Source organism: Pseudoalteromonas sp. MMG013, from assembly GCF_018100885.1.
GTDB lineage: Bacteria > Pseudomonadota > Gammaproteobacteria > Enterobacterales > Alteromonadaceae > Pseudoalteromonas > Pseudoalteromonas aurantia.
In genome coordinates, this window is sequence record NZ_JAGJEE010000045.1 from 22,478 (window position 1) to 34,696 (window position 12,219).

Below are 12,219 nucleotides of genomic sequence, written 5' to 3' on the forward strand. Positions count from 1 at the left end.
GTTATGGCCCAACTTTTATATTGATGTTGGTGCAATAAGCGCTCTGATAAGCTTCAACTTTTACGCTATTGACTGGTTGAATGATGTTCACATCATTAACGCCAGGCTGATGCAGTGCTTTGTAAATACCTGAAAGAGTAATGCTTGCGCCTAGTTTTCGTTGTTCAAACTGGTAATCAACTAACGCTTGTTGTGTAGCTGCAAGCACCACTTGTTTATCAGGCCCTGGCATAATGTTGAGCTCTGCCTCTACTGAGTAGTTAATAATGTCAGCACTTTGAATTGTTACGCGGTCACCTTGTGGGCGTATTTTACTTGGTGTTTTTAGTTGCGCTGTGCCGTCATTTGTCAAACCAAAGTGATTGCGTATTTTTATCAGCAAGTCATTGGTTGGCAGGCCTGTTTCAGTATGTGCCAGAACTATCACAACGATTTCGCAAGGCGCAGGGCTATATGCGTCAGCGTCTAGCACATGACCATCGACGCCTAGCGTGTGAAAAATATAGCCATCAACACTGCCTGCGGTGTTTAATCCATCAAATGCCAGTTGAGCTCGGCGTTTTAATGCATCATCGCTTTCCATAACGGCTGGTGTAATTGGGTTAGTCGCTGGGTTCTCTGGTGTAATAACTAAACGTTCAATATTGTAGTTTGATGCAAAGGCTTCTAAGTCTTTATCAAACGCTGAAGCCAAAATATTAGCCTTGGTTGCCTTGTTAATTTTGGCAATTAAGTGCATTTCTCGATATGTGAGTATTTGCAGCTGCTTAGCTTGCGGATCTGAATCAAACTGCAGCGCTTGCGCATAACTTGGTTCGAGTTCAATGAGCAGTTGCTTATTTTTCTCGTATAGCTGTTCAAAGTTCAGTTGTTCAACAATGTCTGGTACCGGCACTTTTGATAAATCGATTAACTTAGCCATAGTGCACCTCGATGCGTTCGTTACGGTCAGTCATTATGTTGATGTGTAATTTGCCAGTTAAATCAGGGGCAGAAAGCTCGACTTGTTTAATGGTTACGCGCGGTTCCCAGAGTGTTAAAGCCGTAATAATTGCTGCCATTATTCGCAACCGATTAGCGCCAGTATGTGGTTGATCAATTAATTCAAATAGCTCAGAGCCGTAGTTGCGGCGCATTACTCTGGTGCCTAACGGGGTGGTTAAAATATCTTCAATACTTTGTTGTATGTGGGCTGTGTCAGTAATCAAACAACCTGTTTTTCGGTTCATACTTAGGTAGTTCATACTGGTTTGCCTGCTACATCGATGCCAGCTTTGACTTTTTCATGGCCATGCGTACCAAATTCAATGCCGTCTATTTCTATGCCGCCTTCGTTTTTCATATGGCCAGTATGATTAATGCCGCCATTAATGGTTGATTCACCATTGATCGTGAGGTTGCCGTTGATAGTATTTTCAGGGCAATCAATTTGTGTACTTTCGATAACTTCAATAAGTGCTTTTTTGATGCCCGATATTCTTAGTTGCCCAGATTCAGGGTCATATTCAAATATAGCCTCGTCGGGGAACACGGTTCTTACTCGTGTTTCATGGTCGTCTGGTTCTGGATTTTCATCGCTATAAAGTGACGGTAAAACATATGCATTGGTTAAATCGCCACTGAGAGAGAACAAGATCACTTGTTCATCGATTGAGGGGCGCCAACTTGTTTTGGCAGTGCCGGCACGGTGCGTTAAGTAAGGGCGAAAATCAGTTGTTATCTCACCTGTTGTGACACGACAATAACCCGATTTGACTTCAGCAACGGTGCCTAGTCGTATCAGGTTATCAATACGGCGTTTTAGTTCTGCAATTTCAGCGAGCATGTTCATGCCGCTATGGTTGCGAGTTGGTTTAGTTAGCGCAACAAGCTAGACGGGTATAAGTGGGGTTATAGTTTTATAGGGGAATAAAAGCAGAGCACTAAAATGGGTTGGAATAAATGCTGCACTTTGAATTTTTAATAATAGGCCTGATCAAACAACTAGTATGGTAAGTGCACTTTTTTGTTACGTTTTTATTTGAAGTATAACGGATAATCGTAGACTGTACGCGGTTTCACTGAATCGTCCAGATACAGACGAAGGTGAACGCGAGAACCTAAGTTTTGATGCTTTTCAAATCCAAGTGATTCATAGAAACTGACTAGATTCTCAAGAGTTATCCCACAGCTGTCATCTGGTTCAGCGGTGATCATTACACAAGCTTTAGGACATTCGGCTTCAATACGTTTGATTGCATCTTTGAGTAAATTTCGAGCGAACCCTTTCCTTCGAAATTCTGGTAATATGTCTATACGCTCAATCGTATAGACATTTTCAGGTTCAGGATATTTTCTCCACATGCAATTACAATCATCAGCGTAATTTTCGAAATATGAATAAGAAAAACCGTGATTTTCTCTATACAAAATATTGGATAACAGGTTCATGAAACTCCTTATTGATAAACAGCGATTAGTTAAGTTTTTAAAATTGATTCACCGTTAGTATATCTAGGTTATCGCCAAAAGAATAAGGCTGCGAATCTAATGGGGTGGTTAGGCATTTTTTTCTGGAAAGTATGCACACATCATTGCCGGAATTATGGTCAACCAAGGTAATATCTCTGCACACAATTCATCACATAACTTGGGACTGTTAAGTATTTTTGATGGAGCACTCACAAACTTGCCATCACCCACAATAATAGAGTTCCATACTGCAGAGTCAGGCTTTCCATGGACTAAACTATTTAAAGGTGCTGTTAGCTCATGACCTTTAAAATTGAGACCACTTTCTTCTTTGTTATTAACTAGTTCAAACATCTTTGCAAGGCTTGGGGCTGTTTTATGATTCCAACCATCATCCCATAAACCTATTTTGTCTGGAAAATGGTGCAGATAAAGCAATATCATTATTCGCTCAATCAAACTTCGCTTTAGCACGTGAGCACCAAAAACGTAACCTTGCCTGATCAGCTCTCGAATTGACAAAGCTAAACTAATACTTTGTGGAATTACCTGACATGCCATTTTTTGCGAACTAGATAAATCTAGCTTATGAGATAATGGTGCCACATCAGCATTTACTTCAAGGCAACATGAAATCATCTGGTCATAATGAAATAGGAGTTCTCGACCTAAATACGGCTCGTCACTCGGAGTAAAAACAACCTTCATTTTCTCTTCATTCAACGCCCAGTCTCCATTGATGCCTAACACTTTATTGGTAATAGCTTGTAAATTAAAAGATGTTCAATATATAGACAAACTAATAGAGTTTTTGATTTTAACGTAAATCATATACTAATAGAAATAATGATTACATCAATCCAATATTTCTATTTTTTATTATTGTGACTCAACGTCTATCAACTTAAATGCTTGATAAGCAAATCTTCAATGTTCAGCTGTTCCTCCGCAGTAAAACCCAATAGTTGACGTTCAGGGTATTGAACCTGAACGTCATTATTCACTTTAGCGCGCAACCCATACTGATGTTGGCGTGCAATGTATGCCAGTAAACCAATAAAGCCAACGCTGGCTTGCTCACCAGTGTATTTTGCTTTGAGGTATTTAGTGCGGATCAGCTTTTGAAACATGAGTTTTTTTTTGATGCTGCCTTTTTTTGTGCGCCAACTGGGTTGTGGTTTACGGGCTGTATAGTCGCTCCCATCAGGTGCTTTGTTTTCTTTTATCCGTTTTGCTTGGCTGGCCCTGAGTTTACGTGAAATATTTCGAGCAAGTTGTTTACGTTCTTGCTTTGAAAGACGTTCGATTAAACCATCAAAGAGGTTGTTTATTTGATTTAAGTCGTCGGTGGCCATGGTGTTTTGGTTCCATTGGTGAATAGTGTCCAGTCAATATTGTCTTCAAAAATTGGCTCTGGTAAATGTTCAACATGTAGGGCGTTTTGTTGCTCTGTGACTTTAACGCGCTCAGTGAGCTTGAGCTTTATTTCTAAATCGAATGTAGCGTGATTAAGCAATTCAGCCTTAAATTGGAAGCCGGTTTCTCTAAGCTCTGGGTTCTCTAAAAGTTCAGGTTGGTTTTTTGTAATCCAGCCGAGTAGGGGAATGATCACATTATCTGCATGCTCATTAAAGTCAGTTACGATGATGACGCACGTAAATTGATATTCGAAGCTTAGATTACCGCCAGCTGCTGTTGCTGCAATATTGCCCTCTTCTATGAATACATGCAGGTTCTCAGGGTTTTGTTTTAGCGTTGCGATACTACTGCTTAGTAGTTCCCTAATTTGACTTGGTTTATTCATTTTGTTGCTCCTGCAGCCTATGCTGGCACTCGATGATCATATCGACTTGTGCTGCGCAATCATGCCAGGCTTGTTCGCAAGCGGTTATTTCATTGCTCAAGCTTTCGTTGCTTGTCACTTTGCTGGCTGGTAACTGGCAAGGTATGACGATTGGACAGCCATTCACGGTATTGCTCACTGCCTGTAATTGCTGGCCGCTGGTGCAAGCCTCTAATAGGGTGAGGGAGCAAAGTATTAGCCCATGCTTTAACATCGTTAAGTTCTCGTTTTAGGTGTTGAATTGTGTGTTGTCGGCTTGAAGTCGCACTGTTCGCCTTGGCCAATTGCAGCCGTAATTTGGCTTGTGCTTTTTGGTTTTCTTCAGACAGTTTTTGCATTTTAGCCAATGAAGCAGACGTGTTTTGTAGGGCGGTAGTGACTATGCCTTTTTCGAGTTGTAGCTTTTCAACTTGGCTGGCTTGATGCCAAATATACGCCCCACATAAAGCAATGATGCAAATTAGGGCTACGGTGATATAGCCCTTTAGTTTTGCTGATATAGCACTAAGCGGCAGCATTGTCTGACTCTGGCATAAATTCGAGTGCATCGGCATATGCCTGGCTAAGTTTTGAGTCGTACAGATTCTTTTTATAGTTAGGCCCGTTATAGCGTTTGGCAAACTCAGCCCACTTATGGCCCTTAAGTGCTTTATGCATATTGGTGTCGGCTTTGATAAATTTAACCAAAGCCAGTAACTGATTGCGCTCTGACATTTCCATATCTAATTTGAACGCTTCGGCTGATTCATAGCCAAGTAGGCTAAAGTGATAGCCCATTATTTGGAACATGCCCCAGCTGCAGGCGCCAATTGCGGCGTCTTTATCAAGCATATAGGCAATGTTAAAACGCTGATATTCGCCACTGCCACCCGTGTAACCACCAGGCTTTTGATTACAAATATTGGGGTACTTCTGCGATAGCACCGCAGCCAGAGATTTATCTTTTTTGCTTACTTGACGATAAAACACATGGCGCTCGAAAAGCATACTTGGACGATGGCAATCAAAGAACCCGCAGCCGTTTGATTCTACTTCGGCAACTGCCGCTATGGTTGCCATGCTTACATCAAGCTCTGTTGCTGCTAATTCAATATCACTGAGCGATAAAAACTTAGCTCTTGGCTCGTTATTTAATACGGCCATTGTACGTTTGCCGGCATAGCCAGTTATTGGCAAATGTACTTGGCGTTGATAGCTTGCAACTGCAGCTGCGGTGAGTTCTCCAAACCAGCCATCAACATCTAGGGAGGCACCTTTTTGATTTAGCGTGGTTTGTAAGTCTTTAACCTGTTGGCTTTTACTGCCGATTGTTAATTTCATTTTTGTTTCCTTTTAAGAGATAACATGGTGGCTACGTTGCCTTTGGCGCGAATAAGAGCAACGAGTACGATTAGTTTAAAAAAGAGATCAGCCGCACTTGGCGTGTCAATAATGTGGTACAGGCGCCAAACAATATCTGAGCCTGCCGCTACAGTGATCACATAGGCAATTGATGCAATGGCAACTCGGTAAGTTCCTGTTCGTACGAACAACGCAGTTCGCAATACGATAGCTAAGCAAATGAATGTGTTGGCAATTAACATTACTTCCCCCTGGTACCGCGAATGAATGATAAAAAGCTTTTAGGATCATCCATGATCCGCATTAAATATTGTACGAGGCGAACCACGCAGGCGGCCGCGATTAAGGCCCCCATGCCTGAATTAATTTGCAGTGAATCGGGTAATAAGTTGCTGATAAGAGTTGTTGCCCAATTAGCACATACTAAGCCGCCAAAAAACGACACAATGAACAAACCAAACCGTTTTAAGCTGCTGAGTTGGTCGTATGAGATAATAAATAAAACTGCACCTGTGAATGCCCCGATTATTGCTGCTGGGTCAGTACCAGGGATTAATGTTAGTGCGCTCACCGCGACCAATGTTTTAGTGGTTGAAATTGGCTCACTCATAGTTAATCCCATAGTTGAATCAGGTGTTTTGTTGATGCTGGCTTAGATATAGTTGGCAGCATTAACAAGGTATTTGTTGGTAGCACTGGCGATAAAAAAGCAATATGTGGGTTGGCTTCAATAACCTGCTCTGTGATGCCTGCTGTATTGCCATAGTGTTGATGGCAAATTGAGTCGATGGTATCGCCTTGCTTGGTGTAAATACGTTGTGCTAATTCCATTAAATAAGCTCCACAGTTACATGGTTCACGCCTAATATGTCGCGAATTGCGATGCGGCCATCGCGTCTAAGAGACGTGGTTGTATCGTGCAGTTCTTCGTTGTCTTTAATACCTTTAGCTGTTGAGTCATAATCGTTATAGCGTTCAATTAAGTTTGCCTTTGCAAAGCAAAAAACAGCGCGTTGATATAAAAGAAGGTATTCACTTTGGTTATTGATTTGCTCAGCTGGAATACTGACTAAATTGTTATGACCATTGGTTTGATGTGTTATACGCCACTCTTTTAATTCATTGTTAACTTGCAAGATGGAGCTGCACGTAGCATGTTTTAAGCGTTCATCGGTTACTGTGCCATCTAACCGCATAATATTTCTAAACTCAGACAAACTGATAGCAGGCCAAAATTCACTTGATGTGATGTACTTTTCTTCCTCTGAAGCGATTACTGGGGTGGCGATAAAAGTCATAAGCAATTATTTCCTTTTGTGTGCGGTGGGCTGGCTTCAGCAAAAAGTTAAATTTGCTTAGCCAGCGCCGCACGGCTTGCGAGGGTCGCTCGTTTAACCCGCCACAGGCTCTATTGAGTCGCTGGCGTTTTGGGTTGTTTGTGTTTCTGAAGTTGCCTTTTTAAGATCACGTTCAAGCTTTTCAATCATCTTTTTAACGCCAACTTTCGGGTTAAGAGATAAAGCTTGCTTGTAGGCTTCAATGGCTTTTTCAGATTTGAGTTCGGCTTCTAGGGCTTGGCCAAGTTGGCGGAACAGTTTGGCACGCGCTTGGTCGTACATATCATGCTTTGCCGTTATACCCACTAATTGGGCAAGTGGTTTAGATGCAATAGCTTGGTCAGAGTCAAAAAGCCTTTCTGCTGTGCTTGCTGCTTCTTCAGCAACCGTACAAGCTAGACCACGTTCAAATCTGTCTGGCATAACTAAATCATGTGTTAACGCGTATTCTGCAAGTGGCAATGCTTGGTCAATGCTTCCTGTATCGATATACCAAAGTAAAATGGTTACAAATACTTCGTCTTGAACGCCGGTATTACCTTCTAAAACACCTTCAATATAGGCTTGGTACTCGGGTAAGAACTTGGCTTTTGTTTCTAGCTTTCTATCAAGTGATTGCACGCGTTTTAAAGTACGGCGATGCTCTGCAAGTTGCATCATCATGAGTTCATATTGATTTTGCGCACGAGTGTTTTCGTGTTCATTGTCGCCGCGTTTTGCCGCTAACACTTTACTAAAATGCTTTTGTGCTGGTGATGCCATGTATTACCTCTACTTAAGTTCGATGTTTTCAGCAAGTGCAGCACAGCCATACTCTTCAACTACGTATGCGTCGTTAGATGACTCGTAGTTTTCGATTTGGTCGCGTTTAGGGTTGTCGATAATTGCACGGCGGCGGGCACCTTCTTGGTAATAAATACTAAGGTTGTCTAGGCGCGTAACTAATAAGGCATTGGCAGGAAAGCTAGGAACACGCACTGCGGGTAGGTTACCTATGCGCTTTTGGCTGATAACCATGTCTGCTGCCAGTTGTTCAGTTGGTGCATGTTCTTTGTTGACGATTGGGAAATATTTATCGGCTAATAGTTTACGCCCACAAATGACAACCAGCTCGGTGTCATCTTGGTACCAAGGGTCAATCATGGTATTAACTAAGTCATATACCAGTGCGTCAAGGTTTTCGTAATCAGCGCCTGATCCGATCACGATTTTGCCCGATGCATCAACTACTTCACTCATATGGCGTTCAGGTGCAAATTGGCGTATTTTTTCTAGCCAGCCCACATTTACGTCTTGCAATAGCGGGTTTAGTGCTCGGTCGGAACTCGCCGCGCGCGTACGGCCGTTAAAGCCAATCATAATACGGTCAAGGGCTTGACGCTTTAAGATTGCATCGCGAATACGGGTTTGAAAGTCTTGAAATTTGGCCCACATATCAATCTTTGGATAGCGTAGGGCTGTATCAAAGTTTGTTTGCGTGCATTTGTAGCCGTGTGCATCTATGTTGGTTGGGTCAATAGGCACTCGGTCTTTTTGGGTAGTATCGGTTGTGCCGGCGATGGGTGTGTTAATGCCAAGGCCAAGCTTTTCACCTTCGCTTTCTTCTACTGGCACAATGTTAATTTGGGCTAGAAATTCTGAGCTTTCTTGCATTTTACTTTCCAGCGTTTGCTGGACAGTAGGTGCAACAGTAAATTTAGTTTCTGCCGATTCGACACTGTTTAATGTGGCTATTTGTACGCAAAAAGCGAGATATGCCGTACGAGTTGTGTTTTTCATTTATGGTTGCTCCTTAGCAATCTGTTTGAACTTGGCCATTACCACCGGTTGCTGGGGCACGCCCTTGGCCGCCAGACTCTTCGTTACTTAACTGCTCTTTAAGGGTGTCAAAAGCGTTTTGTAATTGGTTGTGTTTTTCTGATAAGTCGTTGTAGTGATTGGTGGTGGTTTCTAACTGTTTTTGAGTGTTCGCTTCGAACTGTGAAAATGATTGAGCAATGGTTTCAACGGCTTGGTTTATGTCGCCAAAATTACCGTCATTGTGCTTTTTGTTTTTATTTAGCAGTGAAGATACTTTGCTAAATAAACCATTTTCTTTGTGTTCAGTGCTGTCTTCGAACTCAAGTTCTATTGCAACTGCGGCAGTGAATAAGTTGTCAGGCTTTTGTTTGCGATCGGCGAGAGGGTTTGTTTTAGCAGTAGCAGAGAACTCAAGCATTTCAGTGCCTAGTGACGCTGGCGAGTCAGTAACAGCTAAACCAGCTAAGTAGCATTTACCTGATTTTGCGAAATCTGGATCAATTTCGACACTGGTATAGATTTTTTGGCGGCTTTTGTTCATGGCAATTAAATCAGGTGTTGGATCAATCTGAGCAAATAGAGCAAGTTTGCCGCCTTCTACTTCTTCTGCTTTTACTGCGAGTACATCGCCATAAGCTTTGAAGGGGCTGTCTGGCAGTACGCTACGAATATGTTCTAGCCAAATACGAGCGCCATAGTTGGCTGTGTTGTATGTGGCAGCCATATCTTCAATCCAGCCTCGTTCGACCACGCGGCCATCGGTTGTGTCTCCTTCTGTAAAGACTCGAAAAAATTTTGATACTTTTTTAGACATGGCGTTGTTCCTTTGCTGTGGTTTAGGCGCTTAATAAAGATGCTTGTATGGTTAATAGTCGGGGCGTGAGGGTCAACGCGGTTGAATTGTATAGGGTGTTCTATACCGCTAAATACAAGGGGATTTCGTGCAGCGGCTCTTTACACTGACGCGATGAAATTGAATCCAGAAAACAATCATAGACAGTACGCTAAAAACCTTTTTTGGCAGGGGTGGGCTGTACGTGAGATAAGCAAACATATTGACTTGCCTGAATCTACAGTATCGAGTTGGAAAAAACGCGATAAGTGGGAGGAGGCACAGCCTATTGATCGTGTTGATGCCGCTTTAGAAATGCGAATGCTGCAGCTGATAGCCAAAGAAGATAAAACAGGCAAAGATTTTAAAGAGATTGATTTGCTTGGTCGGCAGTTAGAGCGTGTTGCGAGAATTACACGTTATAACAACGGCGGGAACGAGGCTGATCTGAATCCTAATGTGCACAATAGAAATGCAAGCGAGAAGAAGAAGGCTAAGAAAAACTTTATCAGTGAAGAGGACTTAGAAAAACTGATAGATAAGTTTAACGAGATTGTTTCTAAGTTTGACTACCAACGTGAATGGTACCGAGCAGGTTTAACGCACAGAATTAGAAACATTCTCAAAAGCAGGCAAATTGGCGCAACGTTCTTTTTTGCCCATGAAGCAATCATTGATGCGTTAACCACTGGTCGAAATCAAATATTTTTATCAGCAAGTAAAGCCCAGGCTCATGTATTCAAGCAATACATACTGCAATTTGTTAAAGACACCGTGGGCGTTGATTTAAAAGGCGACCCAATTGTTTTAGATAATGGCGCCACACTGTACTTTCTAGGTACCAATGCCAAAACGGCTCAGTCGTACCACGGCAATTTATATCTGGACGAATATTTCTGGATCAATAAATTTCAAGAATTTAGAAAAGTAGCATCGGGCATGGCCATTCATAAGAAGTGGCGCCAAACCTATTTTTCTACTCCTTCTTCAATAAGCCATGAAGCTTACCCGTTTTGGTCGGGGGCTTTGTTTAATAGAGGTCGTTCTAAAGCTGAAAGGGTAGAAGTTGATGTATCGCACCAGGCATTAAATAGAGGCCGTAAATGTGAAGATGGCCAATGGAAGCAGGTAGTTACTGTAGAAGATGCAATCAAAAAAGGGTGTGATTTATTTGACCCTGATACGCTTCATTTAGAGTACAGCCCTGCAGAGCATGCAAACCTTTTAATGTGTGAGTTTGTGGACGATACCCAGTCAGTTTTCCCTATGACAATGATGCAGCGTTGTATGGTGGATAGCTGGGAAGTTTGGTCTGACTATAAACCATTTGCACCTAAGCCTTTAGGCAATAGACCAGTATGGATTGGATATGATCCAAATGGAGGTGGCAATGGTGACAATGCAGGCTGTGTTGTTATATGTCCGCCGGCAGTGCCTGGGGGGAAGTTCCGTGTGATTGAAAAACATCGTTGGACCGGAATGGACTTTGAAGCACAAGCAAAAGCGATTAAAGGCTTGTGTGCTAAATATAACGTGCAATTTATTGGTATCGATAACACGGGCATTGGTGAAGCAGTATTTAAACTGGTTAAAAAGTTCTTCCCTAAAGTAACCCCATTCAAATATAGCGCGCATCTTAAAAGCCAGATGGTTCTTAAAGCACATGATGTGATCAGTAAAGGCCGCTTTGAATTTGATGCAGGGTGGACTGATATGGCCCAGGCATTTATTAGCATTCGCAAAACTCTTACACCTAATCAAAAACAGACTACTTACGAATCAAGCCGTAGCGAAGATATCAGTCACGCTGATATAGCTTGGGCTGCAATGCATGCACTTTATAACGAGCCATTGGATAGCAGTGGCAGTAATGGATCAACACTGGAGATGTACGATTAATGGCTAAGTTAAAGAAAAAGACTGACAAAAAGCAAAACCAGCAAATAGAGGCGTTTACTTTTGGTGAACCAACACCTGTATTAAGCCAACGCGAAATATTTGATTACTTAGAAACAATGTCAAACGGCAAGTATTACGAGCCACCGCTTTCTATGAATGGATTAAGCAGACTTTATAGAGCGGCGGTTCATCATTCTAGTGCTATTCAAGTTAAGCGTAATATTTTAAAAAGCTGTTTTATTCCTCACCCAAAACTAAGCATGTATGAATTCAGCGCATTGGCATTAGATTATTTGGTGTTTAACAATGCGTACCTTCAAAAAGTGAAAAGCCGATTGGGCTCAGCGATGGGCTATAAACGAATGCCGACTAAATTTACACGAGTCGGTTTAAATGCAGGTGAGTTTTGGTGGGTACCGAACTTTAAAGAAGAACAAGTATTTACTGATAATACGGTATTTCATGTTAAAGAATCAGATTTAAACCAAGAGGTGTATGGTGTGCCCGACTATGTGGCCAGCATGAATTCATCCTTGTTAAACGAAAGCGCTACGTTATTTAGGCGCCGATACTATGAGAACGGCAGCCATGCAGGTTTTATAATGTGGCTAACAGATGCAACGGTAGATGAAAAAGACGTAACAACATTAAGAAAGGCACTTAAAGATAGTAAGGGCCCTGGTAACTTTAGAAATCTGTTTTTACATTCACCCGGA

At 42.1% G+C, this 12,219-nt stretch carries 18 protein-coding genes; 2 read left to right on the forward strand and 16 right to left on the reverse strand.

Annotated elements, in window-relative coordinates; all coding sequences use genetic code 11:
• Position 1: 1 nt before the first annotated feature.
• From J8L98_RS23240 to J8L98_RS23315, 16 genes are all read right to left on the reverse strand, one after another.
• Positions 2–922, reverse strand: a complete 921-nt coding sequence (locus tag J8L98_RS23240; protein WP_210998431.1) for a baseplate J/gp47 family protein — start codon at positions 920–922, stop codon at positions 2–4.
• Positions 915–1,244, reverse strand: coding sequence for a GPW/gp25 family protein (locus tag J8L98_RS23245; protein WP_210998432.1), 330 nt, complete (start codon positions 1,242–1,244; stop codon positions 915–917). The genes J8L98_RS23240 and J8L98_RS23245 overlap by 8 nt, the downstream gene beginning before the upstream one ends.
• The gene (locus tag J8L98_RS23250) at positions 1,241–1,825 is read right to left on the reverse strand and encodes a phage baseplate assembly protein V (protein ID WP_247682675.1); all 585 of its coding nucleotides are present in this window, start codon (positions 1,823–1,825) and stop codon (positions 1,241–1,243) included. Before J8L98_RS23250 ends, J8L98_RS23245 begins: the two co-directional genes overlap by 4 nt.
• Positions 1,826–2,016: 191 nt before the next feature.
• Complete coding sequence (locus J8L98_RS23255; protein ID WP_210998434.1) at positions 2,017–2,430, reverse strand: GNAT family N-acetyltransferase; 414 nt, start codon at positions 2,428–2,430, stop codon at positions 2,017–2,019.
• Between the two features lie 108 nt (positions 2,431–2,538).
• Complete coding sequence (locus J8L98_RS23260; RefSeq protein ID WP_210998435.1) at positions 2,539–3,174, reverse strand: DUF5677 domain-containing protein; 636 nt, start codon at positions 3,172–3,174, stop codon at positions 2,539–2,541.
• A gap of 176 nt (positions 3,175–3,350) precedes the next feature.
• Positions 3,351–3,806: a phage virion morphogenesis protein gene (locus J8L98_RS23265; RefSeq protein WP_210998436.1), complete on the reverse strand. Its 456-nt coding sequence runs from the start codon at positions 3,804–3,806 to the stop codon at positions 3,351–3,353.
• Positions 3,788–4,255: a phage tail protein gene (locus J8L98_RS23270; protein ID WP_210998437.1), complete on the reverse strand. Its 468-nt coding sequence runs from the start codon at positions 4,253–4,255 to the stop codon at positions 3,788–3,790. Before J8L98_RS23270 ends, J8L98_RS23265 begins: the two co-directional genes overlap by 19 nt.
• Before the next feature lie 89 nt (positions 4,256–4,344).
• Positions 4,345–4,812 carry a peptidase gene (locus J8L98_RS23275; protein WP_210998438.1) on the reverse strand — a complete coding sequence of 156 codons (468 nt, stop codon included), beginning with the start codon at positions 4,810–4,812 and terminating at the stop codon, positions 4,345–4,347.
• Positions 4,799–5,614 carry an N-acetylmuramidase family protein gene (locus J8L98_RS23280; protein ID WP_210998439.1) on the reverse strand — a complete coding sequence of 272 codons (816 nt, stop codon included), beginning with the start codon at positions 5,612–5,614 and terminating at the stop codon, positions 4,799–4,801. Before J8L98_RS23280 ends, J8L98_RS23275 begins: the two co-directional genes overlap by 14 nt.
• Entirely contained in the window at positions 5,611–5,877 is a 267-nt protein-coding gene (locus tag J8L98_RS23285) for a phage holin family protein (RefSeq protein ID WP_210998440.1), read from the reverse strand. The genes J8L98_RS23280 and J8L98_RS23285 overlap by 4 nt, the downstream gene beginning before the upstream one ends.
• Positions 5,877–6,245, reverse strand: a complete 369-nt coding sequence (locus J8L98_RS23290; RefSeq protein ID WP_210998441.1) for a putative holin — start codon at positions 6,243–6,245, stop codon at positions 5,877–5,879. Before J8L98_RS23290 ends, J8L98_RS23285 begins: the two co-directional genes overlap by 1 nt.
• Before the next feature lie 2 nt (positions 6,246–6,247).
• Positions 6,248–6,466: a tail protein X gene (locus J8L98_RS23295; RefSeq protein ID WP_210998442.1), complete on the reverse strand. Its 219-nt coding sequence runs from the start codon at positions 6,464–6,466 to the stop codon at positions 6,248–6,250.
• A complete protein-coding gene (locus J8L98_RS23300; RefSeq protein ID WP_210998443.1) occupies positions 6,466–6,933 on the reverse strand; it encodes a head completion/stabilization protein in 468 nt (155 codons plus the stop codon). The genes J8L98_RS23295 and J8L98_RS23300 overlap by 1 nt, the downstream gene beginning before the upstream one ends.
• 93 nt (positions 6,934–7,026) lie before the next feature.
• On the reverse strand, positions 7,027–7,734 hold the full coding sequence (gpM, locus tag J8L98_RS23305; RefSeq protein WP_210998444.1) for a phage terminase small subunit: 708 nt from the start codon (positions 7,732–7,734) through the stop codon (positions 7,027–7,029).
• Positions 7,735–7,743: 9 nt separating this feature from the next.
• Positions 7,744–8,751 (reverse strand): phage major capsid protein, P2 family, encoded by a 1,008-nt coding sequence (locus J8L98_RS23310; protein WP_210998445.1) that lies wholly within the window; start codon positions 8,749–8,751, stop codon positions 7,744–7,746.
• 13 nt (positions 8,752–8,764) lie between these two features.
• Positions 8,765–9,586, reverse strand: coding sequence for a GPO family capsid scaffolding protein (locus J8L98_RS23315; RefSeq protein ID WP_210998446.1), 822 nt, complete (start codon positions 9,584–9,586; stop codon positions 8,765–8,767).
• A 153-nt stretch (positions 9,587–9,739) separates the two neighbouring features.
• Here J8L98_RS23315 and J8L98_RS23320 point away from each other — a divergent pair, with 153 nt between their 5' ends.
• Together J8L98_RS23320 and J8L98_RS23325 are read left to right on the forward strand one after the other, a co-directional pair.
• Positions 9,740–11,503 carry a terminase family protein gene (locus J8L98_RS23320; RefSeq protein WP_210998447.1) on the forward strand — a complete coding sequence of 588 codons (1,764 nt, stop codon included), beginning with the start codon at positions 9,740–9,742 and terminating at the stop codon, positions 11,501–11,503.
• Positions 11,503–12,219 (forward strand): capsid portal protein (locus J8L98_RS23325; RefSeq protein WP_210998448.1); only part of this gene is annotated, 717 nt, incomplete at its 3' end. The genes J8L98_RS23320 and J8L98_RS23325, both read left to right, overlap by 1 nt.

What these genes read in the sequence shown, in the direction of transcription:
- J8L98_RS23285 (WP_210998440.1), bottom strand. Translation starts at nt 5,877, where the DNA reads ATGTTAATTGCCAACACATTCATTTGCTTAGCTATCGTATTGCGAACT.
- J8L98_RS23270 (WP_210998437.1), bottom strand. Translation starts at nt 4,255, where the DNA reads ATGAATAAACCAAGTCAAATTAGGGAACTACTAAGCAGTAGTATCGCA.
- J8L98_RS23255 (WP_210998434.1), bottom strand. Translation starts at nt 2,430, where the DNA reads ATGAACCTGTTATCCAATATTTTGTATAGAGAAAATCACGGTTTTTCT.
- J8L98_RS23250 (WP_247682675.1), bottom strand. Translation starts at nt 1,825, where the DNA reads ATGCTCGCTGAAATTGCAGAACTAAAACGCCGTATTGATAACCTGATA.
- J8L98_RS23280 (WP_210998439.1), bottom strand. Translation starts at nt 5,614, where the DNA reads ATGAAATTAACAATCGGCAGTAAAAGCCAACAGGTTAAAGACTTACAA.
- J8L98_RS23295 (WP_210998442.1), bottom strand. Translation starts at nt 6,466, where the DNA reads ATGGAATTAGCACAACGTATTTACACCAAGCAAGGCGATACCATCGAC.
- J8L98_RS23245 (WP_210998432.1), bottom strand. Translation starts at nt 1,244, where the DNA reads ATGAACTACCTAAGTATGAACCGAAAAACAGGTTGTTTGATTACTGAC.
- J8L98_RS23300 (WP_210998443.1), bottom strand. Translation starts at nt 6,933, where the DNA reads ATGACTTTTATCGCCACCCCAGTAATCGCTTCAGAGGAAGAAAAGTAC.
- gpM (WP_210998444.1), bottom strand. Translation starts at nt 7,734, where the DNA reads ATGGCATCACCAGCACAAAAGCATTTTAGTAAAGTGTTAGCGGCAAAA.
- J8L98_RS23240 (WP_210998431.1), bottom strand. Translation starts at nt 922, where the DNA reads ATGGCTAAGTTAATCGATTTATCAAAAGTGCCGGTACCAGACATTGTT.
- J8L98_RS23275 (WP_210998438.1), bottom strand. Translation starts at nt 4,812, where the DNA reads ATGCTGCCGCTTAGTGCTATATCAGCAAAACTAAAGGGCTATATCACC.
- J8L98_RS23290 (WP_210998441.1), bottom strand. Translation starts at nt 6,245, where the DNA reads ATGAGTGAGCCAATTTCAACCACTAAAACATTGGTCGCGGTGAGCGCA.
- J8L98_RS23320 (WP_210998447.1), top strand. Translation starts at nt 9,740, where the DNA reads ATGAAATTGAATCCAGAAAACAATCATAGACAGTACGCTAAAAACCTT.
- J8L98_RS23315 (WP_210998446.1), bottom strand. Translation starts at nt 9,586, where the DNA reads ATGTCTAAAAAAGTATCAAAATTTTTTCGAGTCTTTACAGAAGGAGAC.
- J8L98_RS23310 (WP_210998445.1), bottom strand. Translation starts at nt 8,751, where the DNA reads ATGAAAAACACAACTCGTACGGCATATCTCGCTTTTTGCGTACAAATA.
- J8L98_RS23265 (WP_210998436.1), bottom strand. Translation starts at nt 3,806, where the DNA reads ATGGCCACCGACGACTTAAATCAAATAAACAACCTCTTTGATGGTTTA.